This window comes from Ancylobacter dichloromethanicus, from assembly GCF_018390645.1.
GTDB lineage: Bacteria > Pseudomonadota > Alphaproteobacteria > Rhizobiales > Xanthobacteraceae > Ancylobacter > Ancylobacter dichloromethanicus.
In genome coordinates this window covers 280,006-306,655 of record NZ_JAHBGC010000005.1, presented here as the reverse complement: position 1 = coordinate 306,655, position 26,650 = coordinate 280,006, and the positions used below count along the sequence as shown (strand labels likewise).

The 26,650-nt window shown below is 68.7% G+C and carries 27 protein-coding genes and 3 pseudogenes; 11 read left to right on the top strand and 19 right to left on the bottom strand.

The genetic code is table 11. The features are described from left to right. Positions 1-116: 116 nt before the first annotated feature. A pseudogene (locus KHC23_RS24840) lies at positions 117-215 on the top strand (IS481 family transposase); the annotation flags it as partial. Between the two features lie 2 nt (positions 216-217). Further along, positions 218-357: pseudogene (locus KHC23_RS03920) on the top strand (ATP-binding protein); the annotation flags it as partial. On the opposite strand, the pseudogene KHC23_RS03915 reads toward KHC23_RS03920, so the two are convergent. Then, positions 357-591 (bottom strand): annotated as a pseudogene (locus KHC23_RS03915) (IS630 family transposase); the annotation flags it as partial. The pseudogenes KHC23_RS03920 and KHC23_RS03915 overlap by 1 nt on opposite strands. Before the next feature lie 203 nt (positions 592-794). Here KHC23_RS03915 and KHC23_RS03910 point away from each other — a divergent pair. The 7 genes from KHC23_RS03910 to otnC all read left to right on the top strand — a co-directional run bounded on the left by KHC23_RS03910 (position 795) and on the right by otnC (position 7,392). Further along, entirely contained in the window at positions 795-1,697 is a 903-nt protein-coding gene (locus KHC23_RS03910) for a 3-hydroxyacyl-CoA dehydrogenase (RefSeq protein ID WP_213369716.1), read from the top strand. Continuing rightward, the gene (locus KHC23_RS03905) at positions 1,694-2,428 is read left to right on the top strand and encodes an FCD domain-containing protein (RefSeq protein ID WP_213369715.1); all 735 of its coding nucleotides are present in this window, start codon (positions 1,694-1,696) and stop codon (positions 2,426-2,428) included. Before KHC23_RS03910 ends, KHC23_RS03905 begins: the two co-directional genes overlap by 4 nt. A 43-nt stretch (positions 2,429-2,471) precedes the next feature. Then, positions 2,472-3,734: a 3-oxo-tetronate kinase gene (otnK, locus tag KHC23_RS03900; RefSeq protein ID WP_213369713.1), complete on the top strand. Its 1,263-nt coding sequence runs from the start codon at positions 2,472-2,474 to the stop codon at positions 3,732-3,734. 69 nt (positions 3,735-3,803) lie between these two features. Continuing rightward, positions 3,804-4,808 (top strand): TRAP transporter substrate-binding protein, encoded by a 1,005-nt coding sequence (locus KHC23_RS03895; protein WP_213369711.1) that lies wholly within the window; start codon positions 3,804-3,806, stop codon positions 4,806-4,808. Positions 4,809-4,940: 132 nt separating this feature from the next. Continuing rightward, the gene (locus KHC23_RS03890) at positions 4,941-5,420 is read left to right on the top strand and encodes a TRAP transporter small permease (protein ID WP_213369709.1); all 480 of its coding nucleotides are present in this window, start codon (positions 4,941-4,943) and stop codon (positions 5,418-5,420) included. Beyond that, the gene (locus KHC23_RS03885) at positions 5,417-6,685 is read left to right on the top strand and encodes a TRAP transporter large permease (protein WP_213369707.1); all 1,269 of its coding nucleotides are present in this window, start codon (positions 5,417-5,419) and stop codon (positions 6,683-6,685) included. Before KHC23_RS03890 ends, KHC23_RS03885 begins: the two co-directional genes overlap by 4 nt. 65 nt (positions 6,686-6,750) lie before the next feature. Further along, complete coding sequence (gene otnC, locus KHC23_RS03880) at positions 6,751-7,392, top strand: 3-oxo-tetronate 4-phosphate decarboxylase (RefSeq protein ID WP_213369705.1); 642 nt, start codon at positions 6,751-6,753, stop codon at positions 7,390-7,392. A gap of 147 nt (positions 7,393-7,539) precedes the next feature. Here otnC and minE read toward each other — a convergent pair whose 3' ends face one another. From minE to KHC23_RS03860, 4 genes are all read right to left on the bottom strand, one after another. After that, positions 7,540-7,812: a cell division topological specificity factor MinE gene (gene minE, locus KHC23_RS03875; protein ID WP_213369703.1), complete on the bottom strand. Its 273-nt coding sequence runs from the start codon at positions 7,810-7,812 to the stop codon at positions 7,540-7,542. Continuing rightward, the gene (minD, locus tag KHC23_RS03870; protein WP_213369701.1) at positions 7,809-8,621 is read right to left on the bottom strand and encodes a septum site-determining protein MinD; all 813 of its coding nucleotides are present in this window, start codon (positions 8,619-8,621) and stop codon (positions 7,809-7,811) included. The genes minE and minD overlap by 4 nt, the downstream gene beginning before the upstream one ends. A 14-nt stretch (positions 8,622-8,635) precedes the next feature. Next, positions 8,636-9,334 carry a septum site-determining protein MinC gene (gene minC / locus KHC23_RS03865; RefSeq protein ID WP_271188645.1) on the bottom strand — a complete coding sequence of 233 codons (699 nt, stop codon included), beginning with the start codon at positions 9,332-9,334 and terminating at the stop codon, positions 8,636-8,638. A 219-nt stretch (positions 9,335-9,553) separates the two neighbouring features. Next, positions 9,554-10,582, bottom strand: coding sequence for an NAD-dependent epimerase/dehydratase family protein (locus KHC23_RS03860; RefSeq protein ID WP_213369699.1), 1,029 nt, complete (start codon positions 10,580-10,582; stop codon positions 9,554-9,556). An 85-nt stretch (positions 10,583-10,667) separates the two neighbouring features. Between KHC23_RS03860 and KHC23_RS03855 the strand changes: the two genes are divergently transcribed. Continuing rightward, positions 10,668-11,564, top strand: a complete 897-nt coding sequence (locus tag KHC23_RS03855) for a LysR family transcriptional regulator (RefSeq protein ID WP_213369697.1) — start codon at positions 10,668-10,670, stop codon at positions 11,562-11,564. A gap of 438 nt (positions 11,565-12,002) precedes the next feature. Here the strand turns inward: KHC23_RS03855 and KHC23_RS03850 are convergent, their stop codons facing one another. From KHC23_RS03850 to KHC23_RS03785, 14 genes are all read right to left on the bottom strand, one after another. Further along, positions 12,003-12,803 (bottom strand): ABC transporter permease, encoded by an 801-nt coding sequence (locus KHC23_RS03850; RefSeq protein WP_213369695.1) that lies wholly within the window; start codon positions 12,801-12,803, stop codon positions 12,003-12,005. 4 nt (positions 12,804-12,807) lie between these two features. Then, positions 12,808-14,019: an ABC transporter permease gene (locus tag KHC23_RS03845; protein ID WP_246544118.1), complete on the bottom strand. Its 1,212-nt coding sequence runs from the start codon at positions 14,017-14,019 to the stop codon at positions 12,808-12,810. A gap of 63 nt (positions 14,020-14,082) precedes the next feature. Further along, positions 14,083-15,138, bottom strand: coding sequence for an ABC transporter substrate-binding protein (locus KHC23_RS03840; protein ID WP_213369692.1), 1,056 nt, complete (start codon positions 15,136-15,138; stop codon positions 14,083-14,085). Positions 15,139-15,234: 96 nt separating this feature from the next. Further along, positions 15,235-16,320 (bottom strand): ABC transporter ATP-binding protein, encoded by a 1,086-nt coding sequence (locus tag KHC23_RS03835; RefSeq protein WP_213369690.1) that lies wholly within the window; start codon positions 16,318-16,320, stop codon positions 15,235-15,237. Between the two features lie 129 nt (positions 16,321-16,449). Continuing rightward, positions 16,450-17,250: an alpha/beta fold hydrolase gene (locus KHC23_RS03830; protein ID WP_213369688.1), complete on the bottom strand. Its 801-nt coding sequence runs from the start codon at positions 17,248-17,250 to the stop codon at positions 16,450-16,452. 9 nt (positions 17,251-17,259) lie between these two features. Continuing rightward, positions 17,260-18,309 carry a proline racemase family protein gene (locus KHC23_RS03825; protein WP_213369686.1) on the bottom strand — a complete coding sequence of 350 codons (1,050 nt, stop codon included), beginning with the start codon at positions 18,307-18,309 and terminating at the stop codon, positions 17,260-17,262. 11 nt (positions 18,310-18,320) lie between these two features. Beyond that, positions 18,321-19,229, bottom strand: coding sequence for a dihydrodipicolinate synthase family protein (locus KHC23_RS03820; protein WP_213369684.1), 909 nt, complete (start codon positions 19,227-19,229; stop codon positions 18,321-18,323). Next, a complete protein-coding gene (locus tag KHC23_RS03815; RefSeq protein WP_213369682.1) occupies positions 19,226-21,025 on the bottom strand; it encodes a cobalamin-dependent protein in 1,800 nt (599 codons plus the stop codon). Before KHC23_RS03815 ends, KHC23_RS03820 begins: the two co-directional genes overlap by 4 nt. 12 nt (positions 21,026-21,037) lie before the next feature. Next, the gene (locus KHC23_RS03810; protein ID WP_213369675.1) at positions 21,038-21,352 is read right to left on the bottom strand and encodes an NIPSNAP family protein; all 315 of its coding nucleotides are present in this window, start codon (positions 21,350-21,352) and stop codon (positions 21,038-21,040) included. A gap of 33 nt (positions 21,353-21,385) precedes the next feature. Continuing rightward, positions 21,386-22,387, bottom strand: a complete 1,002-nt coding sequence (locus tag KHC23_RS03805) for a 4-hydroxyproline epimerase (protein ID WP_213369674.1) — start codon at positions 22,385-22,387, stop codon at positions 21,386-21,388. Between the two features lie 15 nt (positions 22,388-22,402). Beyond that, positions 22,403-23,629, bottom strand: a complete 1,227-nt coding sequence (locus KHC23_RS03800) for an NAD(P)/FAD-dependent oxidoreductase (protein ID WP_213369672.1) — start codon at positions 23,627-23,629, stop codon at positions 22,403-22,405. Between the two features lie 14 nt (positions 23,630-23,643). Beyond that, positions 23,644-24,429, bottom strand: a complete 786-nt coding sequence (locus KHC23_RS03795; RefSeq protein ID WP_213369670.1) for an aspartate dehydrogenase — start codon at positions 24,427-24,429, stop codon at positions 23,644-23,646. Between the two features lie 4 nt (positions 24,430-24,433). Further along, positions 24,434-25,186, bottom strand: a complete 753-nt coding sequence (locus KHC23_RS03790) for an SDR family oxidoreductase (protein ID WP_213369668.1) — start codon at positions 25,184-25,186, stop codon at positions 24,434-24,436. A gap of 54 nt (positions 25,187-25,240) precedes the next feature. Beyond that, positions 25,241-25,783, bottom strand: coding sequence for a cupin domain-containing protein (locus KHC23_RS03785; protein ID WP_213369666.1), 543 nt, complete (start codon positions 25,781-25,783; stop codon positions 25,241-25,243). Positions 25,784-25,951: 168 nt separating this feature from the next. Between KHC23_RS03785 and KHC23_RS03780 the strand changes: the two genes are divergently transcribed. Further along, positions 25,952-26,626 carry a GntR family transcriptional regulator gene (locus KHC23_RS03780; protein WP_213369665.1) on the top strand — a complete coding sequence of 225 codons (675 nt, stop codon included), beginning with the start codon at positions 25,952-25,954 and terminating at the stop codon, positions 26,624-26,626. Positions 26,627-26,650: the final 24 nt, after the last annotated feature.

Here is a 26,650-nt window from a genome sequence, read left to right as displayed (position 1 = left end):
TGCTCGTCAGCCTGCGGGACAATCCAGCTTAGATCGTTGCCCGTTGCGAGGCGTTCTAGGTGTTTGGTCCCGGAGAGTCGTGACGCCATCCTGAGCCGAGAGGCGAAGGACGCGTTATGGCAGGAGTTCTTCTCGGCAGCGCCCGCACGAGGCCGCGAGTTCGAGCCGAGCTCCAAGCGTCGCAAGAGACGACCGGCGTCCTTACTCGGCGCTATCCCCCTTCGCTCGGTCCGGTGGTCAGCTTCTGTTCCACCTCGTCTGCTGGCTCTACGAGCAGAGCTGGTCATCATCACCACCGACCTCGCCTTCGGCGGATGGCCCTCGGTCTTCGGCGACACCAAGATGACCACGGCGCTGGAGCGGCCCCGCAGGCGGGCCATCTTGGTGGACAGGCCGGTCCCGTCGATGAAGACGAGCCTGGCCGGATCGAGCCCGGGCTGGGCTTCGAACCAGTCCCGGCGCCACTTCAGGACATCCGCACGCTCCTGCTCCCGTGCATGGGCCGACCTTTTTGAACGTCCAGCCGCGGGAGCGCAGCCCGGTGCTCGGCGCGCTGCGTTCGAGGGCGGGAGCCCGTTCGGCCTTCAGCCGGGCGGTGTGACGTGGCTCGCTTCCATTCGCCGGCGGTGGCGCGGTGGCGCGGAAACGCTTGCCAGGTTGACGATCAAGCAATTAACCTGTCATACCAGAACAACTGATCGAGCGGCACACGCAATGTTCGTGGCCGTCGCCGTTCGTGCGGGTGAGTGGGTGGGGCCGTGGCCTCACGCCGAATTGTCAGAGGGTTGAAAGACATGAAGATTGCAATCGTCGGCTGCGGCGTGGTGGGTTCCTCCTGGTCGCTGGTCTTTGCCCGCGCCGGCCACAATCTGGCGATCTACGATCGCACTCCCGCCGCCGCCGAGGCCGCCCTCGCTTTCGTCGCCAACGCCGATGCCGCCCTCGCCACCCGCTGCCGGATCGCATCGAGCCTCGCCGACGCGCTGGAAGGGGCCGACTATGTGCAGGAGAGCGCGCCGGAACGGCTGCCGATCAAGCAGGAGCTTTATCGGGAGATGGACGCACTTCTGTCGGCGACGACCATCGTCGGCAGCTCGACTTCCGGTTTCCCTGCCTCCGTCTTCACCGAAGGGCTGAACAGCGCCGCCCGCTGCCTCGTCGCCCATCCCATCAACCCGCCACACCTCATCCCGCTGGTCGAGCTGATCCCCGCCCCGTGGACCGCGACCGCGACGCTGGACTTCACCCGCGACCTGATGCGCGACCTCGGCCAGAGCCCGATCACCCTGACGCGCGAGATCAACGGCTTCGTGGTCAACCGCCTGCAGAGCGCGCTTCTCGGCGAGGCCTTCCGGCTGGTCGAGGACGGCATCTGCACCCCCGAAGAGGTCGACGCGGCGGTCGCCGACGGGCTGGGCCTGCGCTGGTGCTTCATGGGACCGTTCGCCACCATCGACCTGAACGCCGCCAACGGTGTCGCCGAGTACTGCACCAATCTCGGCCCGATGTATTACGGGCTTGCCAGGGAGCAGGCGGACCCGCGCGAGTGGACGCCCGAACTGGTCGGGTCCATCGAGGCGAAGATGCGCGCGCAGGTCCCCGCGCAGGACCTGCCGGCCCGGCGCCAATGGCGTGACCGTTTTCTGGCCGCCATCGTTGCCGCCAAGCGCGATATCACGGGGAAACTCGGCGCATGAGCGGTTTCGGGACGCCGACCCATCTGCGCCGGGACCGCTTGTCCGACCGGATCGCGAAGGACATCGAGGAGCGGGTGCTGTCGGGCGAGCTGACGGTGGGTGATCGCCTGCCCTCCGAGCGTGACCTGATGGCGCATTATGGCGTCGGCCGTCCCGCCGTGCGCGAGGCACTGCTGTGGCTGAGCAAGACCGGCATGCTGTCGGTGTCGAACGGCGATCGCACGCGCGTCACCGAGCCCGATCCGCGCGACCTGCTGCAGCTTCTGTCGGGGGCGGCCCGGATGCTGGTCGCCCGCCCGGAGGGGATCCGCCAGTTCCAGCACACGCGAATCTTCGTCGAGGTCGCCCTGGTCCGCGAGGCGGTGCGGCTGGCGACCGACAAGGATGTCGCCGATCTTGAAGCGCTGCTGCTGAAGAACGAGAGCTGCACCGACGACATCCTCGGCTTTTCGGCCACCGACGATGCCTTCCATCATCGCATCGGCAGCATCGCGCAGGACCCGCTGCTGGATGCGCTCTACCACGTCGTGCTGGAACTGCTGGAGGAGCAGCGCCGCTTCTCGCTCAGCCATCCCGATGGTCTGCGCAAGGCCATGGCCGCGCACCGCCACATCTTCGAGGCCATCCGCGACCGCGATGCGGACCGCGCCGAGGCGGCGATGCGCGAGCACCTCGCCACCGTGATCCAGACCTACTGGGACATTCGCGAACAGACGCCGGACACGCCCTGACGGGGCGCTCTCCGCGACCGGATATTCTGCAAAGGCTTGAAAAATGCTTCTCGGCTGCATTGGCGACGACTTCACCGGCTCCAGCGATCTGGCCAACACCCTGTCGAAGCAGGGCATGCGCGTCACCCAGTTCTCCGGCGTGCCGACGACCGGCGCCGCCCCATCGGTCGAGGCCGGCGTGGTGGCGCTGAAGTCGCGCAGCATCCCCGCGAAGGAGGCCGTGGCGCAGTCGCTTCAGGCGCTGGAATGGCTGAAGGCGCAGGGCTGCACCCAGTTCCTGTTCAAATACTGCTCCACCTTCGACAGCACGCCCGAGGGCAATATCGGGCCCGTCGCCGAGGCCCTGGCCGAGGCGCTCGATGCCCGCAAGGTGGTGGTGTGTCCGGCCTTTCCCGGCGCCGGCCGCACCATCTACCAGGGCCACCTCTTCGTCCATGACCGGCTTCTGAACGAAAGCGGCATGGAGCACCATCCGCTGAACCCGATGACCGATGCCGATATCGGCCGCTGGCTGGCGCGCCAGACCGCGATGCCGATCGGCCATGTCCGCTTTCCCGAGGTGCGCAGCGGCGCCGCCGCCATCGCCGAGGCGCTGGCGCACGCCGATGCGAAAGGCGCCCGGCTGATCGTGGTGGATGCCCTGTCCGACGCCGACCTGATGGAAATTGGCACGGCGCTGGACGGTGCGACGCTGCTGACCGGGGGATCGGGGATCGCCATGGGGCTGCCCGCCAATTTCCGCCGGCAGGGGCTTCTTTCCGGCGAAGGCAGCACCTGGCAGGGCGTGGAAGGGACCTGCGTCGTGCTCTCGGGCTCCTGCTCCACCGCGACGCGCGGGCAGGTGGGCCGGCATCGCGACGCCGGCCTGCCCGCCCTCGAGATCACGGCCGAGGACGCCGTCTCCGGCCGGCTCGATCCGCAGGCGATCGCCGGCTGGGCCATGGCACAGGCCGGGCGCCCTCTGGTGTTCTCCTCCGCCGATCCCGCTCAGGTCCGGGCCGCGCAGGAAGCCTATGGCCGGGAGAAGGTCGCGGCGGCGATCGAGCACGCCTTCGCCGACATCGCCCGGGCTCTGGTCGCCGCCGGAATCGGGCGTCTGGTCGTCGCCGGCGGCGAGACCTCGGGAGCGGTGGTCGAGGGGCTCGGCCTGACCGCGCTGGAGATCGGGCCGGAAATCGCGCCCGGTGCCCCGGCCCTGCGCAGCACGCCGCCGGGCGGCCGTCCCGTGGCGCTGGCGCTGAAGTCCGGGAATTTCGGCGGGCCGGACTTCTTCGCGGAAGCCGACGCCATCCTGCGCGGCAACTGACGGCGAACGTCGCGGACGGCGAACCGCCGCCCGCGGAATAACAGAACACAAGCTTCAAGGAGGATACAAATGCTGAAATCATTTGCGAAAATTCTTAAGCCGGCGCTTTTTTCTGCCGCCGCAGCGCTGTTGGTCGCCTCCGCGACCTCCCCGGCTTCCGCGCAGGAGGTGCTCAACCTCAAGCTCGGCCATATCCAGTCCGAACAGGATCTGTGGCAGTTCGGGGCCCAGAAGTTCAAGGAGGAGCTGGAGGCCCGCTCGAACGGCACGATCACCCTGACCATCTATCCGAACTCGACGCTCGGCGGCGACCGCGACCTGGTCGAGGGCATGCAGATGGGCACCGTGGACTTCGGCCTGATCGCCGGCGTGCTCGGCAACTTCGCGCCTTCCATCCAGCTTCTGGAACTGCCCTACCTCTTCAAGTCGCAGGAGGAGTTCAACAAGGTCATCCAGGGGCCGATCGGCGAGGAGATCGCCGCCAACGTGCTCAAGAACGCCAATGTCCGCATCCTCGACTGGTGGGAGCGCGGCTCGCGCGAGGTGACCTCGAACAAGCCGATCAACGGCATCGAGGACCTGAAGGGCCTGAAGATCCGCGTTCCCGAGATTCCCGCCATGGTCACCACCTGGCGTGCCATCGGCGCCAACCCGACCCCGATGGCGTGGAGCGAGGTCTATACCGGCCTTGAGCAGCACGTGATCGAGGCGCAGGAGAACCCGATCCCGTTCATCTATGGCGGCCGCATCAACGAGGTGCAGAAGTACCTCGCCATGACCGACCACAAATATGAGTACGTGACCCTGACGATGAGCGAGCTGCGCTGGAACCAGCTTACGCCCGAGCAGCAGAAGATCGTCGTCGAGGCTGCCGCCGCGGCCACCAAGGCGGAGAACGAGGCCGTCCGCACGCAGACCGCCGAGATGCTGAAGAAGATGGTCGACGGAGGGATGCAGGTCACCCATCCCGACACGGCGCCGATCGCGGCCGCTGCCGTCGGCGCGCACGAGGCCTTCGCCACCAAGGTCGACAGCGACCTTTACAACCGCATCCTCAAGGAACTGGGCCGGTAACGCATAAGGGCCTGCCCGCGGCAACGCCGGCGGCGCCACCCGGGAACGGTGCGGGGCGAAAGCTCACGCCGCCCCGGGCGGTGCGCCGCCGGCGATGCCCGCCGCGGCGTGCAGCCTAAGGGAGAGAGCGGCTTGGAAAAGCTTGATCGGCTGTTGCACATAATCCTTCTCTGGGCCATCGCGGCGCTCATCTTCGCCATGATGGGCATCACCTTCACCCAGGTGATTTCCCGCTATGTCCTGGAGAATTCGCTGAGCTGGTCCGAAGAGGTGGGCAGGTACATCTTCGTCTGGATCACCTTCCTCGGCATGGCGGCGGCCTTCCAGTCCAAGGCGCATATCGCCCTCGATCTCCTCGTTTCGCTGCTGCCGGCCAAGCCGTCGCGCGGGCTCACGGTGCTGAACGCCCTGCTTGTCGCCGTGGTCGGCCTGGCGCTGGTCGTGGGCGGCGTGTCGCTGATGACGTTCGGCCTGCATCAGCGCAGCGCCGCGCTCGGCATACCGATGTACTGCGTCTATGTGGTGATCCCCTTTAGCGGGGCCGCCCTGTTTTATTTCGCGCTGCGCGCCGCGTGGCAGAAGATGGCCTCCGGCGGAAAGAGCGCGTCATGATTGCCCTTCTTCTCTTCGGCGGCTTTGCGCTGTTCCTGGTTCTGGGCGTTCCCGTCGCCTTCGGCATCGCCCTCGCCTCCCTCGGCGCGATCGTCTATCAGGGCTACCCGATGGCGCTGTTCGGCCAGCGTCTGTTCACCTCGGTCGATTCCTTCCCGCTGATGGCGATCCCGTTGTTCATGCTGGCGGGGTCGCTGATGGGCCATGGCGGCATCACCCGGCGCATCATCAATTTGGCGCTGGCGCTGGTCGGCAACATTCGCGGCAGTCTCGCCCATGTCGTGGCGACCAGCGGCGTCATCATGGGCGGCGTGTCGGGCTCGGGCGTGGCCGATGTCGCGGCGCTCGGCTCGGTGATGATCCCGGAGATGAAGAAGCGCAATTACGATGCCGGCTTCTCCGCCGCGCTGGTGGCGTCCTCGGGCAGCCTCGCGCTGATCCTGCCACCGAGCATCGCGATCATCATCTACGGCGTTTCCAACCAGGCCTCGATCGGCGATCTGTTCCTGGCCGCCATCGCCCCCGGCATCGTGATCGGCCTCGGTTTCGCGCTCTATTCCTATTTCTTCGCCCTCAGGCATGGCTATCCCACCGAGGGGCGGGTGAGCGGCGCGGAGAAGTGGCGGCGCTTCAAGGAAGCGAGCTGGGCCCTGATGATGCCGGTCATCATCATCGGCGGCATCCGCATGGGCGTGTTCACCCCCACCGAGGGCGGCGCCGTGGTCGCCGTCTATGCCTTCCTGGTGGGGCTGTTCGTCTACAAGGAATTCACCCTCGCCGACATTCCCAAGATCTGCATGGAGGCAGCCATCGCCACCGCGGTGATCGCCGCCATCATCGCCGCCACCTCGCTGTTCGGCTGGCTGCTGACCAATGCAAGGCTGCCCCAGACCATCGCCGGTGCCATTCTCGGCCTGACCGAGAACAAGATCCTGCTGCTGCTGCTCATCAACGTCATGCTGCTGATCGTCGGCATGTTCCTCGACAGCGGCCCGGCGATCCTGCTGATGACGCCGATCCTGGGGCCGGTGGCGGCGCATCTGGGCGTGGACCCGGTGCAGTTCGGCCTCATCATGGTGATCAACCTCACCATCGGCCTGCTGACGCCGCCGGTGGGAACGGCGCTCTATCTCGCCAGCAGTATTTCGGGGGTGCCGGTGATGAAGCTCTCAAGAGCCATGCTGCCCTTCATCGCCATCATGCTGGCCACGCTGGCGCTGGTGACCTACGTGCCCGGCTTCACCAGTTGGGCGATCTCGAAATAGCCGGCAGAACATCCGCAATCGGCATCCGTCCCGGAGCCCTTACATCCAGCGTCGAGGCTTGGAACATGACCGCAACCTCCAAGGCAGAGCAATTGTGCAGCCTGTGCCGCAGCCTGTTCGAGCGCGGCTATTCCGTCGGCGGTGCCGGAAACGTCTCGGTGCGGCTGGACGATGGCGGCTTTCTGGTCACGCCGACCGGGGGCAGCCTGGGGCGGATAACCCCGGCCGATCTGGCGCGGATAGATGCCGCGGGAAAGCCGGTCGCCGGTCCCAAACCCTCGAAGGAATTCACCTTCCATCAGGCGCTGTTCGACTGCCGGCCGGAAGCGGGGGCGATCGTGCATCTGCACTCCACCTATCTCACCGCCCTGTCGTGCCTGGAGGACCTGCCCACCGACAACGCGCTGCGCCCCTTCACGCCCTATTACGTGATGCGGGTCGGCTACCTCCCGGTGATCCCCTATTACCGTCCCGGCGCGCCGGAGATCGGGCGCGACCTCGCGCGCGCGGCAAGCGCGCACCCGGTCAATGCCTTCCTTCTCGCCTCGCATGGCGTGGTGGTGCTGGGCAGGGACCTTGAGGACGCGGTCAACAATGCCGAGGAACTGGAGGAAACCGCCCGCCTCGCCTTCATCCTGCGCGGCGAAAAGATCCGCTATCTGACCGAGGTCGAGATCGCCGAACTCGGCGGGCCCGCCCGCCGCTGAGAGGCGGCCGTGCGCGAAGCCCGCTTGGGAACGCTGCCGGCCCATGCGCGCCCTTCCACGCGGCCGCCGCCACCGCGGGAACGCGGCGGCGGGGACGCTTCCGCCGGATGTGTCCTGGCTTCGTCCTGACTTTTTTCGTTCGCGCCGTCAGGCCGCGCGGCTGATCGCCAGATCGATGTCCCCGCGCACCTCGACCTCGATTTCGAGGATCGACATCGGCGTGCCGCGCTCCAGGCGAACCTTCACGTTGTCCTGCCCGCAGGGAACGTGTTTGGCGACGACGGCCAGAATGTCCTCGCGCAGGCGCGAGAGCAGATCGTCGCCGCCCAGCACCTGGCGTTCGTGGGAAAGCAGAATCTGCAGCCGTTCCCGCGCCTGGGGGGCGCTGCCGCTTGAGAAAAGGCGCTTCCACAGGGTCATGCCGCCCTCCGCAGGAGCTTGCTGAACAGGCCGCCACGCTGGCGCGGCAACTCCATGGCGATGTTCTCGCCCTTGAGGCGCAGCGCCGCGTCCTGATAGGCGCGCGCGGGCGCGCTGTTGGGTTCGTGGATCGAGACCGGCACGCCCATATTGGACGCCTTGAGTACGTCCGCGCTCTCCGGCACGATGCCCAGTAGCGGCAGCGACAGGATTTCCAGAACGTCCTCGGTCTTCAGCATGTCGCCGCGCGCCGCGCGAACCGGGTCGTAGCGCGTCAGCAGCAGGCGTTTGTCCACCGTCTCGCCGCGTTCGGCCTTCAGTGTCTTGGCGTCGAGGATGCCGACGATACGGTCGCTATCGCGCACCGACGAGACTTCCGGGTTCGTCACCACGATGGCGATCTCGGCATGGCGCATGGCCAGCGTCGCCCCGCGCTCGATGCCCGCCGGGCTATCGCAGATCACCCAGTCGAAATGCTGCGCCAGCAGGCCGATCACCCGGTCCACGCCCTCTTCGGTCAGCGCGTCCTTGTCGCGGGTCTGCGAGGCCGGCAGCAGGAACAGCGAATCCAGCCGCTTGTCCTTGATGAGCGCCTGCGGCAGGCGGGCATCGCCCTGGATGACGTTGACGAAGTCGTAGACGACCCGCCGTTCCGCCCCCATGATGAGGTCGAGATTGCGCAGCCCCACGTCGAAATCGACAACGACGACCTTGTCTCCGGTGCGGGCCAGGGCCGCGCCGATGGCGGCGGTGGTCGTCGTCTTGCCGACGCCGCCCTTTCCCGACGTGACTGTGATGATCTTAGCCATGTCTTGCTTCGCTCCTAAAGCGCGGTGAGTCGTAAGGTCTCGTCGTCGGTCGACACGCGGACCGCCTTGCCCCGGAAGGCGTCGTCGATGTCCTCGGCCGTCCGGTAGATGCCGTCCACGGCCAGAAGTTCGGCTTCCAGCTTGCTGCAGAAGATCTGCGCCGAGGCACCGAACGTCGCTCCGGCGATGGCCCGGCCGGCGAGCGTGCCGTAAACATGGATCGATCCGCCGGCGATGATCTCGGCGCCGGCGCCGACCGAGCCGATGATGGTCACGTCGCCCTCGAGGCAGACAATGGACTGGCCGGAGCGCACGCGCCGGTCGACCAGCAGGTTGACCGGCTCGACGGGCTTTCGCGCCTCCGCCGGCGCAACGGCGAATTCGGCGGCGGCCAGCGTGGCGTCGCGCCCTCCGCGCAGGATGGGAGGCATGCCGGCATCGACAAGGCTCGGGCGCACGCCCTCCAGCCCGACCAGCCGGACGCCGCGCGTTGCCAGTTCGCTGATCCAGCGCTCCACCTCCGCCTTGCTCTGCGCCGTGCCGGCGAGATCGAGCACCACGGTCCGGCCGGTGAAGAACCCCGGAGAGCGCTGCAGCCACACATCGAAATCGGCCAGCCATGCCGCCAGCGGCACGTCCGCCACCAGCGTCATCGCCATGAAGGAGCGCCCACGAAAGCGGATGGATGGCCCGGTTTGACTGACAGCGTTCACGGTTCGAATCTCCTCCGATGGAGGATAGATTCGGTTAATCTTGGTTAACGACGCGTTAACCGATCCGGTCTCTCCACGGCTCTATGCTGAACTCCCGCCGGCCGAGGCCAGGCATGGGCGGCATTGCCCGCGTTGCAGGCGGCATTGAACGCGGCGACGCCAGGCGCCGGCGCGATCGGACAGGTCTTCCGGCGCATCGGGGCCTCCTTTCGGTACGCGTCAGACCGATGGAAAATCGGCGGCGTGCGGGGAGCGGCCAAGGCAGCCCATGTCGGCCAGCGTCGCCGCGATGGCGTGGTCGAGCGGGGTATGCGGCTCTGTGCCGAGCAGGTCCACGAGACGGCGATTGTCGAGCCGCATCGGGTGCTTCCAGACCGGCTCAATCTCCAGCGCTTCGCGGGGAAAGCCGCCAAAGGGCGCCGCAAGACGCATCATCCACCAGGGAAAGGCGCGCTCGGGCAGGTCCTCGCCCACGACGCGGCGCACCGCGTCGCGCATCTGCGTGCCGGTCGCATCCCATTGGCCGGCGAACTGGACCCGCTCATGGGGCCGCAACCGCTCGGGAATCGCGAGCAGCCCGGCAAATGCCGCCGCAAGATCGGGCAGATAGGCATAGGCATGCGGAACCCCCGGCGCCATGCTGGTGAACGTCCGCACGGGCTGCCCCGGCTTCACCATCGCCTGGGCGAACCAGCTTGCCCGGGCCGCCGGCCCGAAGAAATCGCCCGCGCGCACGATGAGCGACGGAAGCTGCGGCGCCGCCTCCGCCAGCTTGCGTTCGAGCGCGATGCGGACCCGCCCTTTCCGGGTGCACGCATTTTGCGGCGTGTTTTCGTCGATGACGGCCGTATGCGCGGGGTCATAATTATAGACCGTGCCGGGCAGCACGATCCGCGCCCCACCCGCGGCCCGGGCCGCCGCCAGCGTGTTGTCCATCATCGGCAGCACCAGCGACGACCAGTGGCGATAGCCCCGCGGATTGACCGCGTGCACGATGACCGCAACGCCGTCGCCCAGAGTGGCGGCACGCACGACGGCGGCCTGGTCCATGGCGTCGCCGGCCACGAAGTGTGGAGCCGGGCAAGCGTGCCGCCAGCCCGAAACGGCCGAATCGGCCTCGCGGCAAAGCGCGCGCACCTGCCATCCATCCCGGATGAGCCGGGCGGCGATCGCACCGCCGATCCCGCCCGTTGCACCCAGCACCAATGCCGTCCGTGGGGCGGCGTTCGTCGAAGCGGTCTGAACCATCGGTGATCTCCTTTCGAAACGAAGATCGGCCCGATCGGCTCACATGAAAATTGTCGTTAATCCCCCATCAGCCTATAAGAAATTTATGAACCGGAATGTCGAATGGGACGATCAGCGCGCTTTCCTGGCGGTTGTGGAGACCGGCAGCCTGTCGGCCGCAGCGCGGCGGCTGGGCTTGTCCCAGCCCACGGTGCGCGCGCGCATAGAGGGGCTGGAGGCGGCATTGGGGACGACGCTGTTCACCCGTTCCGTGCATGGCTTGGTCCCGACCCCGACAGCCGAAGCCATGGCCGCGCCGGCGCGCGCCATGGCGCATGCGTCGGAAGCCATGCTGCGGGCGGCATCCGCCGATTCAGGCGCCGTCGCCGGCCGGGTTCGGCTCAGCGTCTCCGACTTCGTGGGTCTGGAGGTCCTGCCGCCGATGCTTCGCAGCCTGCGCGACAGGCATCCCCACCTCACGGTCGAGTTCGAGCTGAGCAATGCCAGTGCCGACCTGCTCGACCAGCAGGTGGATGTGGCGGTGCGGATGCGTCCGCCGGAACAAGCCGCGCTCGTGGCGAAGAAGGTGCCGTCGATCCCGCTCGGCCTGTTCGCGAGTCGCGATTATCTCGAAATCCATGGGCGACCCGCCTCCAGGGCCGAGATCGCCGACCATCTGTTCATCGGGCCGGACCGCAACCGCGGCGATCTGGCCGTCGCCGCGCGGATCGGCGACCCTGCCGGCATCCGCTGGATCGCGCGGACCGACAGCCATCCGGCGCAATTCGCGCTCGCACGCGCCGGCCTCGGCATTGCGGTGGCGCAGGTCCCGGCGGCGCTGCGCTATCCCGATCTCGAGCGCGTCCTGCCCGATATCGCGCTTCCCGAATTGCCGACCTGGATCGTGACGCATGAAAATCTGCGTCGCCTGCCGCGTGTCGGGGCGCTGTTCGATCATCTTGTCGAGGCCTTCGGAGGCAACTCGCTGCCTCAGCCCGGCTGAAGTTATCGTCGCGCTACGGCGTCAACACAGTGCGCATCTTCATCGGGCGCCGCCCCTTGCCACCGGCCGCAACGATTGGACCGATGACTGTGAATTTCTCGTCGTTCCGTCGCCAGCCGTGCGGCCGCACCAACGCGGCCGGCAGACCGCTGTCGGTCATCCAAAGGAAAGTGCTCTGTAATCAATAAGCTGGAGCATTTTCGCGTCGCGAAAGTCTGTCGACTTTCGCGGAAAATGCTCTAGACCCTCATCGTGAATTCCGGACGTTCGATCGGCGCCGGGACAGATCGGTAATGAAAGCCCGCTCGCCGGGCATGGGACCGCCGCCGCGCGGCGCAAACGGTGTCCCCACGCTTCCTTCACCCTCGGTTCCACGTAAATGCGGCGCCAGGGTGGTATCGCGCGGCCGCGGGCCGGAACCGCGCCGCCGACGCCCGTTCAGCGGATGCCGCGCAGCCTCACGCTGCGCCGGCGCAGCAGTTCGGCAGTGAGCAGCAGCCCCGCCGCGAACAGGATCAGCAAGGTCGCGGCGGCGAGGATGGTCGGGCTGATGTTCTCGCGAATGCCGTCGAACATCTGGCGCGGCAGGGTGCGTTGCAGCGGTCCGGTCAGGAACAGCGCCACCACCACCTCGTCGAACGAGGTCACGAAGGCGAACAGCGCGCCGGAGATCACCCCCGGCGCGATGATCGGCAAGGTCACGCGGCGGAACGCGGTCAGCGGCGCCGCGCCGAGGCTCGCCGCGGCACGGGCGAAATTGGGGTCGAAGCCGGTCAGCGTGGCGCTGACGGTGACCAGCACGAAGGGCGCCCCGAGCGCCGCATGGGCAAGGCCGAGGCCCAGCAGCGAGGAGGACAGCCCGAGCGGGGCGTAGAAGAAATAGCTGCCCAGCGCCACGATCACGATCGGCACGATCATCGGCGAGATCAGCACGCCCATCAGCAGCGCCTTGCCGCGGAACGCGTTGCGGTGCAGCCCCAGCGCCGCCAGCGTGCCGAGCGTGACCGCGATGACGGTGGCGATGGCGCCGACGATGAAGCTGTTGAGGATCGCCCGGCCCCACGCCGGGCTGGTCAGCAGCGTCTCGTACCAGCGCAGCGAGACGCCGGGGATCGGCAGACTGAGAAAGCTGGCCGAGGAGAACGAGATCGGCAGGATCACCAGCAGCGGCAGCACCAGGAAGGCGAGCACCAGCGCGCTGAAGCTCCACAGGACGATGGCGCGGATTCGCTCTCCCATGGCGTCAGCCCAGCTTCATGCCGTCGGTGCCGACGACGCGCGTATAGACGAGATAGAGCGCGACGGTGATCACCAGCAGCACCGCGCCCAGCGCCGCCGCCAGCCCCCAGTTGAGCGTCTGCAGCGTCAGGAAGGCGATCAGCGCGCTGACCATCTGGTCGTTCGGCCCGCCGATCAGCAATGGCGTGATGTAGTAGCCGATGGACAGGATGAACACGAGCAGGCAGCCCGCGGTGACCCCCGGCAGCGACAGCGGCAGATACACCCGGCGGAAGGCGGTGAAGAACGGCGCGCCGAGCGAGGTCGCCGCCCGCATGTAGTTGGGCGGAATGCCCTTCATCACCGAATAGATCGGCAGCACCATGAAGGGCAGCAGCACATGGGTCATGGCGATCAGCACGCCGGGGCGGTTGAACACCAGGTCCAGCGGCTGCCCGATCACGCCGAGCCATTGCAGCGCCTCGTTGAGCGGGCCCTCGCGCTGGAGAATCACCAGCCAGCTCGCGGTGCGCACCAATAGCGAGGTCCAGAACGGCAGCAGCACCAGGATCATGAGCAGGTTGGCGGTGGATTCCGGCAGCGTCGCCAGCCGGTAGGCCAGCGGATAGGCCAGCACCAGGCAGAGGAAGGTGACGATGGCGCTGATTTCGAGCGTGCGCGTCAGCGCCGCCACATAGACCGCCCGGCTCGGGTCGATCGGCTGCACATTGTCGTTGTCGTCGCGCCGATGGTCGAGCGCGGCCAGCAGGTAGCCCTCGGTGAGCCGCGGCGAGGCCCGCCCCAGCGCCGCCCAGATCGCCACCTCGCCCCATTGCGGGTTGAGCCCGACCAGCGTGTCCCGCCAGCTGCCCGCCGGCGTCTCGGGAAGCCGGCGCGCGGTCGCCATCAGCAGCGAACGATAGCCGGCATTCTCGAAGTTGAGCCGGCTGGCCAGCTCCGGCAGGGTGCGGTTCCGCGCCGCCGTGCGCAACTCCTCGGCGAAGGCGGCGAACACCGCCTCGTCGGGGAGCGTGCGCGGCTCGGTGGCGCGCCAGGGCTGCAGCAGCGCCGAGGTCTGCGGCAGGATGTCCGGCATCGGCCCGTTCTGCACGCTCTTCACCAGCATGCCGGCGATCGGCAGCAGGAAGAACACGAAGGTGAACAGGATGAGCGGCAGCGCGAGGCCGAGCCCGCGTAGCGTGCGCGCGCGCTCGGCCCGGCGCAGCGATGCGCGCATGTCCCGGGCCTCGCCTGCCATCCTCATCCCCGCCATCGGGCGCCGCCGATCACGCCGCCACCGTCAGTTCACCGCCCAGGCGTTGAAGCGCTCGTTCAGCGCCTCGATATTGTCGACCCAGAAGCTGGTGTCGAAGCTGACGCCGTGCTCGATGACGCCCGGCGCGGTCGGCAGATAGGGCAGGACATTGGGCGCGATCTGGCCGGTGGAGTCCTTCAGCGTCGGGCCATAGGCCAGCACGTTGGCGACGTCCTGCTGGCGGGCCGGCGTCTGGATGAACTTCAGGAACCCCTCCGCCTGGTCCTTGTTCGGTGAATTGGCGAGGATGACCCAGCTGTCGACCTGGTAGATGAAGCCCGCCGGCCAGGCGAGGGCGAAATTAGTCTTCTCGGTATTGTTGGCGGCGAAGACGCGCCCGTTATAGACGCTGGTCATCACCACTTCGCCGGACTGGAGCAGCTGCACCGGCTGCGAGCCGGCTTCCCACCACACGATGTCCTTCTTGATGGTGTCGAGCTTCTTGAAGGCGCGGTCGACACCTTCCTTGGTCGCCAGCAGCTTGTAGATGTCGCCCGGCGCCACGCCGTCAGCCATCAGCGCGAATTCCAGCGACTGGCGCGGGCCGCGGCGCAGCGAGCGCTTGCCGGGGAATTTCTTGGTGTCGAAGAAGTCGGCCCAGCTCTTCGGCCCGTCCTCGCCGAGCTTCGACTTGTCATAGGCGAGCGCGGTCGACCAGACGAAGGTGCCGACGCCGCATTCATCGGCCATGCCCGGCAGGTACTGGTCCTTGTTGCCCAGCTTGGCCCAGTCGAGCCGGGCGTAGAGGCCTTCCTCGCAGCCGAGCACCAGCTCGTCCGCCTCCACCTGCACCACGTCCCAGGTCGAATCGCCCTGCGCCTTGGTGCGCAGCACGCCGATGCCGCCATTCCAGCTGTCCTGCACCAGCGGGTTGCCGGTGTCCTTCACATAGGGCTGGAACATCGCCTTGTTCTGCTCCGCCTGCGCCGCGCCGCCCCATCCCACCACGGTCAGGTCGCGCGCCATCGCGGTGCCGGCCGCGAGCGAGAGGCCGGCGGCGACGCCGGCGGAAAGGATCAGTCGTCCGATAGTGCTGTTCATGCTCGTTCCCTCGTTTGTTGTCTTGCGGCAGTCTCGTCGTCTTGCGGCACGTCTCTTCAGCTCGCACGTCTCGTCGGCTTGCACGCCCCGAAACCGTCAGCCCGGCGCGTCCAGCGCCAGGCAATCGGCGGTGTTGAAGCCGATCCGCAGTTCCTGGCCGGCGGCGAAGCTGTGGCCGCTTTCGGCATTGGGTACCTTGGCGATGAAGTCGTCGACCTTCATGGTCGACAGCCGCAGCCGGAGGTGGTCGCCATGATAGATCACCTCCTCCACCCTGGCCGGCATCACATTCGCATAGGCCGCCCCGTCGGCGACGATGCGCACGCGCTCGGGACGGATCGAGATCAGCTTGCGGGCCCCGGGGCTGCGATCGCCGATCGCCTCGCAGCGCAGCGGCCCGGCCGCCGTCTCCACCTCGCAATCGCCGCCCGCCAGGCGCTTCAGCGTGCCGTCGACCCGGTTGTTCTCGCCGATGAAGCCGGCGACGAAGGCGTTCTGCGGGCGCTCATACAGTTCCTTCGGCGTCGAGAGCTGCTGGATCCGGCCCTCGTTGAACACCGCCACCCGGTCGGACATGGTCAGCGCCTCGCTCTGGTCGTGGGTGACATAGACGATGGTCACGCCCAGCCGCTCATGCAGGTGCTTGATCTCGTACTGCATGGCTTCGCGCAGCTGCTTGTCCAGCGCGCCGAGCGGCTCGTCCATCAGGATCAGCACCGGCTCGAACACCAGCGCGCGGGCCAGCGCCACGCGCTGCTGCTGGCCGCCGGAAAGCTGGCTGGGCCGGCGGTCGGCCAGATGCTGCAGATGCACCATGCCGAGCGCGGCGCGGGCCTTGCGGTCCGCCGCCGCCGCCGACAGCTTCCGCACGCTGAGCGGAAAGGCGACGTTCTCCACCACCGTCATGTGGGGAAACAGGGCGTAGTTCTGGAACACCACGCCGATGTCGCGCTTGTGCGGCGGCACGCCGTCGATCGGCCGGCCGCCGAGCGTGATGCGCCCCGCCGTCGGCCGCTCGAAGCCGGCCAGCATCATCAGGCAGGTGGTCTTGCCCGAGCCCGAGGGGCCGAGCATGGTCAGGAACTCGCCGCGGGCGATGACGAGATCGAGGTCGGAGACGACGAGCGTGCGCCCGTCATAGGTCTTGCGGACTTTCTCGAAGGTCACGAAGGCGTCGTTCATCGGGTCACGCGGTCTGGCAGGTCGGGCGGGCGTCGAGCGATACCGCCCACCCTAGCGGAATCGCATGGCCCCGGGCCAGACCCGATTGACGCCATGGGCATTCTTGCCCTGTCGCGTCGCCTGACCGCCTCAGCCGGCCGCCGCGCCGGACAGGAAGCCCGCGACCCGGGCGGCGAACGGCCCGGCGCGGGTGCGCGGGTAGAAATGCCCGCCCTCGAACGCGGCAAGCGTGGCGCCGGGAATCCCGCGCGCGAGGCGTTCGGACTGCGCGAACAGGATCATCGCGTCGTCGCGCGCCCCCAGCACCAGGGTCGGCGCGCCGATGCGGCCAAGCTCCGCCGCGCGGTCGAAGGCGAGCAGCATGCGGATCCGGGCGGCGGTCACCGCCAGCGGCGCCAGCGCCTGCGCCGCCCGGCCGGTGGCGATCTCCAGCTCGGCCTCATGCGCGGCGAGCCATTCCGCGTCATAGCCCAGCACATGGGTGAAGGCCTGGTAGATGTCCGGCCGACCGGCTTCCAGAAGCGCCAGCCGGGCCTCGAACAGGGCGCGGAAACGCGCATCCGGGCCGGGCCAGCTTCCCGAGACGACGAGGCGATCGACCCGCGCGGCGCTGTCGAGGGCAAGCGTCTGCACCACCGCGCCGCCGGTGGAATGGCCGACCAGATGGGCGCGTTCGCACCCCTCGGCGTCCAGGATCTCCGCGACGTCGCGGGCGATGCGCCCGATCGTGTAGGGCCCCTCCGGCCGGTCGCTGCGCCCGGCGCCGCGATGGTCGACCAGAATCAGCCGGAAGCGCGCCTCCAGCCGCTCGGCCACCGGCTCCCAGAAGCGCCCGTCGCCGCCCAGCCCGGGAACCAGCACCACCGGGGGGCCGCTGCCGCGCGTCTGGTAATGCACGCGGCAGCCGTCGGAGGTGGTCAGCAGCGGCATGGCCCGTCCTCAGATCGGCTGCTCGCCGGTGTAGCCCGGCCAGGTGTCGCCCAGCCGGTAACCGTCCGGGAACGGGTCGGTCGGGTCGAGCACATATTGATGGAAGGCGGTGATCCAGCCCGGCCCGGTGATGGTCGGCAGCACCGCCGGCCGGCCGGCAAGCTCGGTGGTGCCGCGCAGCCTGCCGATGAATTCGGTGCCGATCAGCGAGCGGTGCCGGAAGGTCTCGCCCACCTTCAGCAGCCCGCGCGCGTGCAGCGCCGCCATGCGCGCGCAGGTGCCGGTGCCGCAGGGCGAACGGTCGTGCCGGCCGGGCGAGACGATGACGGTGTTCTTCGAGGTGAGACCGTCGGCGGTGCGCTCCAGCGGCCCGGCGAACAGGGTCTGGTTGATGGTATGGATATCCGGGTTCTCCGGGTGCACGCAGGGCACCTGCTCGGCCGCCGCCTTCTTGATGCGCTCGCCGACCTCGACCAGTTCGCCGGCCTCCTTCAGATCGAGCGCATAGCCCAGGCTCGCCGCGTCGACGATGGCGTAGATCATCCCGCCATAGGCGACATCGACGCGGATGGCGCCGAGGCCCGGCACATCCACCTCGGCGTCGAGCGCGAAGACGAAGCCGGGCACGTTGTCGAAGGTCACGTTCACGCATTTGCCGTCGCGGCACTCGGCCGAGACCTTCACCAGCCCGGCCGGCGCCTCCATCACCAGATGGGTGACCGGCTCCTGCATCGGAATCATGCCGGTCTCCAGCAGCACGGTGACGGTGCAGATGGTGTTGGTGCCGGACATCGGCACGTAATAGTCGGATTCGATGATGACGAAGCCGGCATCGGCCTCCGGCGTGGTCGGCGGCAGCACCAGGTTGACGCATTGCGAGACCCGCCCGCGCGGCTCGTTGAGCAGGAACCGGCGCAGCTCGTCGCGGTGCGCCTGCACATACTGCATCTTCTCGAACATGGTCTTGCCGGGAACGTCGCGCACGCCCCCGGTGATGACCTCGTTGAGTTCGCCGGCGGCATGAGCCCCGACGACATTGATCATCCGGCTGAAGCGCATCGTTCCCCCCCTCAGGCTGCCGACCGCGAGGCGATGGCGAGCGCCCTCGCCGTCGCCTCGAGAACGCCGAGCACCCGCTCGCGCTCGGCGCCGATCAGCGGCAGGCGCGGGGCGCGCACCCATTCCGGCGCGCCATAGGTCACCTTCTCCGCCAGCTTGATGTACTGCACCAGCTTCACATCGGTATCGAGATGGAAGGCCGGGGTGAGGATGCGGTAGAGCGCGCGCGCCTCCTCGAACCGGCCCGCCTTGCATAGATTGAACAGCGCGACGCATTCCGCCGGCCAGGCATTGGTCATGCCCGACACCCAGCCGGTGACGCCGAGCGCGGCGCTTTCCAGCAGCAGGTCGTCGACGCCGCAGAACACCGAGAAGCGGTCGCCGCACTCATTGTAGAGGTCGGTGACGCGGCGGATGTCGCCGGTCTCCTCCTTGATGCAGACGATGGTCTTCACGTCGGCGAGGTCGTTGAGGATGGCCGGGGTGACGTCGACGCCATAGGCGATCGGGTTGTTGTAGACCATGATCGGCAGGCCGCAGCCGGTGCCGAGCGTGCGGTACCAGGCCGCCGTCTCGCGCGGGTCGCTCTTGTAGGCGATGGAGGGGAAGGCCATCAGCCCTTCGGCGCCCAGCTTCTCGTAGTGGCGGGCGGCGGCCAGCGCCTCGGCCATGCCGACATGGGCGAGGCCGGAGAGCAGCGGCACGCGCCCGGCCACGACTTCCTTAGCGGCAAGGATGACGCTCTCGCGCTCGGCGGCGGTGAGCGAGGCGTTCTCGCCCAGCATCGGCAGCACGATGACCCCCGACACGCCGCTGGCGATCAGCCGGTCGAGGCTCGCCTGGGTGGCGGCGAGGTCGAGGCTCTCATCCTCCTTCAGCTTGGTGGTGACGGCGGGGAATACTCCGGTCCAGCGGGTCATGGCGTGTCCTTTGGCGTCTGTTGAGGCGTGCGGGGGGCGGCGGCGCGTTCGGCGAGGAAGCGGGTCAGGTCTTCCGGCGTGTCGCAGGGCAGGATGCCGAGCCGGCTGATGTCGACGCGGACATCGACCGGCAGGCCGGAATTGGACTCGTCCGGCACCTGGTTGAGCCGTCCGCCAATGCACACCGGCAGTTCCGCCCCGGCGCGGGCGAGCGCATCGCGCACCTCGCCGGCATAGCGCAGCGCGACCCCGTTATAGGTGCTGATGGCGATCAGGTCGGCCCGCGCCGCCAGCGCCGTGGCGACCAGGTCGTCGGCATCGACCGAGGTGCCGCCGTCGATGATGGCCACGCCGAGATGGCCGAGCGTGCGGGCGATCAGGTTCTTGCCGTGCTCGTGCACGTCGCTGGAGGCGACGCAGGCGACCAGATCGGCGCCGGCGATGCGCGCCGCCGCCTCGCCCGGCACCCGTGCGGCCCAGTCGCGGGCGGCGTGCTCCAGTTCCTCCACCCATTCCGCCAGCGCCACCGCGCGGCGCCCGCTCCAGGCGGTCGCGTCCGCGGCGCCGGCGCCGAACGCGGCCTCCAGCCGCTTGGGGCCGATGCGGCGCAGGGCGAGCATCATCCGGGCGGGATCGGCGGTGTCGACGCCCGCATCCGCCAGCCCGGCCAGCGTGCGCGCGGCGAACCGCCGGCCGCCCTCGACCAGCTTGTCGGCGAGCGCGTCGACCGCCGCGAAGTCGACCAGCGCCGACGAGCCGGCGGCGTGGTCGGCGAGGCGATGGGCGAAGAGCTGGGCGTCGATGATCTCGTCGATATCGGGGATGCGCTCGTTCTCGGTCACCGGCACCGGGTTGACCGCATGGCCGGTCGGCCGGCGCCCGAGCGCCCAGAGGTCGGCCTGCAGATAGCTGGCGAGGCTGGCGTAATTGCCGGCGGGGGTGGATTTGTAGCTCACCGTGTTGCCGAAGATCATGGTGCCCGGCGTGTCGGTGACCCGCGCCAGCGCGGCATGGAAGGCGAGCCGCACCAGCGGCGCCGTGAAGTGGTGGCCGAAACAGTGCGACAGCCGGGCGCCGATCAGCGTCTCGACGATGTGCTTCTCCACCAGCACCATGCCCAGCGCCGAGCTCATGTCGGCGAACAGGCCGGCAAAGCCGTCATCGAGATTGGAATGCACCAGCACCTCCACCGGCTGCGCGGCGATGAGGCCGAGCGCGGCCACCGTGGCGTGGGTGGTGGCGACATCGTCGTCCCAGTCCGGCAGGCGGAAGGTGAAGTACTGGCCGAGATTGCCGATGGCGGTGGCGCCGGCCGCCAGCGCGCCCTTGGTGTTCTCCAGCGCGCCCGGCAGCCCCAGCATGAAGTCGCCGAAATGCGCGGCGGCGGGCGCGGCATGGGTGATGCGGGCGAAGCTCTCCGCTCCTTCCAGCACGATGCCGGTGCCGCGCCGGCTGCCATGGCGCTGGTCCGGCGGGTAGCCCATCGACATGTCGAGGGTGATGCCGAAGCGGTCCACCCTGGCGCCATGGCGGGCGCAGGCGGCGTGCACCTCAGCGATGGCGGCCACCGTGCGCTCCACGCTGCGGAAGCCGATATGGGCGTGCTGCATCACCCGCCCGGCGAGCGCCTCGCGGCGCTTGTACTCGGCCTCGCTGGCGACGCCATGCGCGTCGAGGAAGGCGTTGCGGCCGACCGTCCACTCCCGCGCCAGCGCCCGCCCCTCGGTGACGAGGTCACCGCCCGGCCGCAGGGTCGGCGGGATCAGCTGGTCGCGGGAGGGCAGCGGCGCGGTCATGGACAGGCTCCGTCAGCGCAGCGGCGAGAGCGCGGTGGGGGCGAGTAGGCGCGTCTGCTGGCTCTGGATCATGCCGCGGATCGCGGCGAGATAATCCTGCCACGGCGCAAAGGCGAGCATCTGCGCCCGGCGCGCCTCGCGGTCGGCCATGCTGTCATAGCGCCAGAGCGCGACGACATGGTTCAATTCGCCGACCTCGGTGACGAAATGGCCGATGAACGTGCCGAGAAAACGCTTCTGGATGTCGAGGCCGAGCGTCTCATAGGCGGTGAGGAAGTCGCCCATGCGGCCGGGCACGATGTGGTAGTCGCGCTCTTCGAGGATCAAGACCGCCTCCGCTGTTCGAGGATCATCGCCGCCTCACGCCAGCTGGAAGCCGAAGGCGAGCGGGTCGCGCTCGTCGACGGTGATGGTGTTGTGGCCGTAGACGTGCGCCCAGCCGCCGACGCTCGGGCGGATCGCCGGGCGGCCGGCGACCTCGGCGGTGCTTTCCACCCGGCCATGGAACAGCGTGCCGATGATGCTTTCATGCACGAAGTCGTCGCCAACCTTGAGCAGCCCCTTCGCCGCGCGCTGCGCCATGCGGGCGGAGGTGCCGGTGCCGCAGGGCGAGCGGTCGATGCCCTTGTCGCCGAAGAACACCGCGTTGCGCCCGTGCGCCTCGGCGTGCTTCGGCCGGTCCGCCCACATCACATGGCTGACGCCATTGATGCGCGGATCCTGCGGATGCACCGGCGCCACCGCCTGCTGCACCGCCGCCCGCACCGCCGGGCTCCATTTCAGGATGTCCTCGGCCTTCATGCCGTCGAGGCCGGCCCAGTTCTTCTGCGGCTCGACGATGGCGTAGTAGTTGCCGCCATAGGACACGTCGACGACGAGTTCGCCGATTCCGGGAACCTCGACCGCCACCGCTTCCGCGTGCAGGTAGCTCGCGATGTTGAACAGCCGCACCTGATCGACGAAGCGGCCATTGCGTGTGTACTCGATGTCCACCTTGCCGGCCGGCACTTCCAGCGCCAGCTTGCCCTCGACCTTCGGCACCACGAAGCCCTGTTCGAGCGCCACCGTGACGGTGCCGATGGTGCCGTGGCCGCACATCGGCAGGCAGCCCGAGACCTCGATGAACAAGACCCCCAGCTCGCAATCCTCGCGCGAGGGCGGGTAGAGGATGGAGCCGGACATCACGTCATGGCCGCGCGGCTCGAACATCAGCGCCTTGCGCACCCAGTCATGGTCGCGCAGGAAGATCTGCCGCCTCTCCGCCATCGACACGTTGGGCAGCAGCGGCGCGCCGCCGGCGACCACCCGCACCGGGTTGCCGCAGGTATGGGCGTCGACGCAGAGAAAGGTGTGCGGGTTCATGATGGGCTCCGCTCTCTAGTTGAAGCGTTGGATGGCGAACGGGGCGACGTCGACGCACGGTGGCCGTCCGCCCACCAGTTCGGCGATCAGGCGGCCGGTGGTCGGGCCGAAGGTGAGGCCGGTATGGCCGTGGCCGAAGGCGTAGAACACGTCGTCGCGCCGGGGCGAGCGGCCGATCACCGGCAGCGAATCCGCCGTGGTCGGGCGATGGCCCATCCAGCGCGTGCCGCCCTCGATGTTCAGCCCCGGCAGGAAGCGGCGACCCAATTGGGCGAGCGCGTCGGAACGGGCGTAGTTCGGCGCGGCCTCCAGCCCGGCGAACTCCGCCGCGCCGCCGATGCGCAGCCCGGCCTCGATCGGGGTGGCGACGAAGGCACGCTCGGCGAAGATCACCTCGCGCGACAGCGCAACCCCGGGTGCGGGCAGCGTGGTGTTGTAGCCGCGCTCGCTCTCGATCAGCGCCCGGTCGCCGATCTGCGCGGCGAGCCGGCCGGACCACGCGCCGGCGGCGACCACCAGCCGCTCGAACGGCACCCGCCGCCCGTCCCGCGTCTCCACCTCGCGTCCGGCGATGCCCGCGACCTCGCCCGCGAGCATCGCGACGCCGCGCGCCTCAAGATGGGTGCGCAGCCGGTCGACGATGCGTTTGGGATCGGAGACATGGGACCATTGCGGGGTCATGATGGCGTGGCGGATGCCCGCCGCCAGCGCCGGCTCCATCCGCCGGGCGTCCTCGCCGCTCATCTCCTCGCAGACGAGGCCGTGCCGCCGGCGCAGATCGTGGAAGCGACGGTCCGCCTCGAAGCCGGCGCGGGTTTCATAGACCCACAGCGCCCCGACGCGATGCAGGTCGGCCATCAGGTCGAGTTCGGTCAGCAGCGGCAGCAGGTCCTCATAGGTGCGGGCCGACAGCGTCGCCAGCGCGGCGGCGATCGCCTCCACCCGGTCCCAGCGCCCTTCTTTCAGGAAGCGCAGCAGCCAGGGCAGCAGCTTGGGAAAATGGCCGAGCCGCAGCGACAGCGGACCCAGCGGATCGGCCAGCCAGCCCGGCACCTTCCAGGCGAGGCCGGGCACCGAGGCGGGGATGATCTCGGTGACGCCGATGCCGGCGGCATTGCCGAAGGAGCACTTGTCGCCCGCCGGGTCGCGGTCCAGCACCATTACCTCGTGCCCGCCGGCGCGCAGCGCATGGGCGCAGGAGAGGCCGACAATGCCGGCGCCGATGACGAGGATGCGCGACATGCCGGACGGCCTTCTCAGATGACCAAAGGAGCGAAATGGCGCCGCACCGCCTGGGCGAGGCTGAGCGCCGTGACGGCGGAGGTCTTGGGGTTGCCGGGCGAGGGCCGATTGGCAAAGCGCAGGCTCGCCGTGCCCGCCGCGCTCTCGACCTCGATCTCATGGGTATTGCCGAGGGCTTCCGGATCGGCGACGACCTCGACGCCCGCCAGCGCCCCGCTGGCGGCCAGCGCCACCGCCAGTCCGGCATTGAGGTTGCGCGGGTAGCGCCGCGCCGCCTCCGCCGCGCTGCCCTCGAAGATCACGACCGGCGCGCCGAGCCTCGACGGATCGTGGCCGAGCGCGCGCAGTTCCTCGCTCCACGCCGCCGGCGGCTTGCGCGAGGTGTAGCGCACCCGGGCGCCCTCGACCCCCGCCACGGCGGCGAGGTAGTCGAGCCCGCCGATGGCGCCGGCCGGCACGATGAGGCGCGCCCCGCCGGCTTCGGCGGCACGCATGAGGCGGGCGAGCAGCGGCGTATCGGCCAGCGCGCCGGTGGAGGCGACGACGAGGCTGATGCCGGCCTCCAGCAGCGCCGGGCCATAGCCCGCGACCGCGCCCTGCCCGGCCGCCTCGACCGCCAGCGCCGGGCGGGCGGCGATCAGCGCGTCGACATCGGGAAGCGCGCGGAGATCCGGCGGCAGGTCGGCCGCATGGCGGGTGAGCACGGCGAGGCGATAGCCGGGATCGCGGCCGAGATCGGCGGCCAGCGCGCGGCCGATGGCGCCGAAGCCGATGAGGGCGATGTCGCGCGCTTCGCCCATCACCTCACCAGGCCGACATGCCGCCATCGACGGTGAACATGGCACCGGTGGCGAAGGAGGCTTCGTCCGAGGCCAGCCAGAGGATGGCGCTGGCGATCTCCACCGGCTGCGCCCAGCGGTTGATCGGCGAGCGCGCCTTGAGCTTGGCCTTGAAGGTTTCCGGGTCGGGATGGCCGGCGACCATCTTGTCGAAATAGCTCGACCAGGTGACGCCCGGCGCGACGCAGTTCACCCGGATATTCTGCTCGGCATGGTCGAGCGCCATCGCCTTGGTCAGCGCCGCCACGCCGCCCTTGGAGGCGACATAGGCGGCGCGGTCGAAGATGCCGACGGTGGCGACATTGGAGGCGGTGTTGACGATGGCGCCGCCGCCCTGCGCGGCCATCACCGGGATCGCGTGCTTGCAGCACAGGAACACGCCCTTGAGATTGACCGCCATCAGCGCATCCCAGTCGGCTTCCTCGGTATTTACAACCGTGCCGGGGATGCCGTAGCCAGCGTTGTTGGCGAGGATGTCGAGGCGGCCGAAGCGCTCCACCGCGCTGTCGACCATGCGCTTGACCTCGTCGCTCCGGCTGACGTCGACCGCCAGGGCGACGGCGTTGGGGCCGAGGCGGTCGGCGACCTGCGCGGCCCCCTCGCCGTTGCGGTCCGCCAGCAGGACGCGGGCACCTTCCCGCACGAACAATTCGGCCGCCGCCTCACCGATGCCGGCGGCGGAACCCGTGATGATGGCGACCTTGTCTTTGAGACGCATGAATTCCTCGATGGTCGGGTTGGGCACGAACGCGCGGGCCGGCGGCGCGCCGGCTCAGGGCTGGCGCGGGTCGGACGGGGGCGCCGCGAACACGGTGTCGCGCTCGATCTGCAGCACGTTCTCCGGCCGCGGGAACGGCTCCGGCGCCGGCTCGCCGGGCTGGCGGGGACGGCCGATCAGGCGGAAGAAGTCCTCCAGCCCGTTCGGCACGATCAGCCAGGTCCACAGGATGTCCTCGGTGCCCTCGTTGATGAACATGTGCCGGCGGTTGCGGCCGATGAAGAAGGCGGAGCCCGGCTGCATGGCGTGGCTCACGCCCTCGACCACGGCACGGCCCTTGCCACGGATCACGAAGATGACTTCCTCGTTGCGGTCATGGGCATGCTCGCGCACATAGCCGCCCGGCGGCACGGTCTGGGTTCCAAAGCCGATGGGAAACTCCATCGGCACCATATCGGGGGAAAAGATCACGTCGATATGGCCGTTGGCCGGCACCGGCTGCCAATAGCTGATGGCCTCGCCCGGCTGCTTCACCAGAACCTCGCCGAGATGGGCGGTGGCGCCCTCCGGGGCCGTCGCGCCCGCTTGATCCGTCATGGGCCTGCTCCGCTCTGCCGTGAGGAATTGAATACAATATTCAGCGTAGGCGCAGAAAAATGGGAATAAAAGATGAAAAAATAGGCAGAATATCGGCCATTATTGCCTAATAAATGGCCTTGTTGATCCACGTCAATTGAATATCGTATTCAATATGGAGCGAATGGAATGGCAGTGAAAATCGGACGCCAGTCGTTGACGGACCAGATCGTCACCGAGCTGCGGCGCCAGATCATCAACGGCCAGCTGCCCGAGGGCGCGCCGCTGCGCCAGGAGAAGCTGGCCGCCGAGCTGGGGGTTTCCCGCGTCCCGCTGCGCGAGGCGATCCGCCAGCTGGAGGCCGAGGGCCTCGTGGTGTCGGAACTGCACAAGGGCACGGTGGTGTCCTCGCTGTCGCTGGAGGAGATCGAGGAACTGTTCGAGATCCGTGCCCGCATGGAGACCTGGCTGTTCGAGACCGCCATTCCGCGCCTGACGGAACAGGATTTCACCCTGGCCGAGGCGGTCACCGACGAGGCCATGGCGAGCGGCAGCGTGGAGAACTGGGGCGAGCTGAACTGGCGCTTCCACGAGGCGCTGTACCGCCCCAGCGGCCACCTGATCGCGCTCAAGCTGCTGCGCACCGTGCACGACAACGCCAACCGCTACGTCAATTTGCAGATCGCGGTGGCCGAAGACGTCGAGCGCGAGCTTTCCGACCACCGCGCGCTGATCGCCTTCGCCCGGCTCGGCGACATCCGCCGGGGCGTCGACACGCTGCGGGCGCACATCCAGCGCGTCTCGCGCAACCTCATCGCGTCGCTGGCCGAAGGCCGGCTCGGGAAGGCGCGTGACATCGCTTGAAGACCAGGCTGCCGGCGCGTGTTG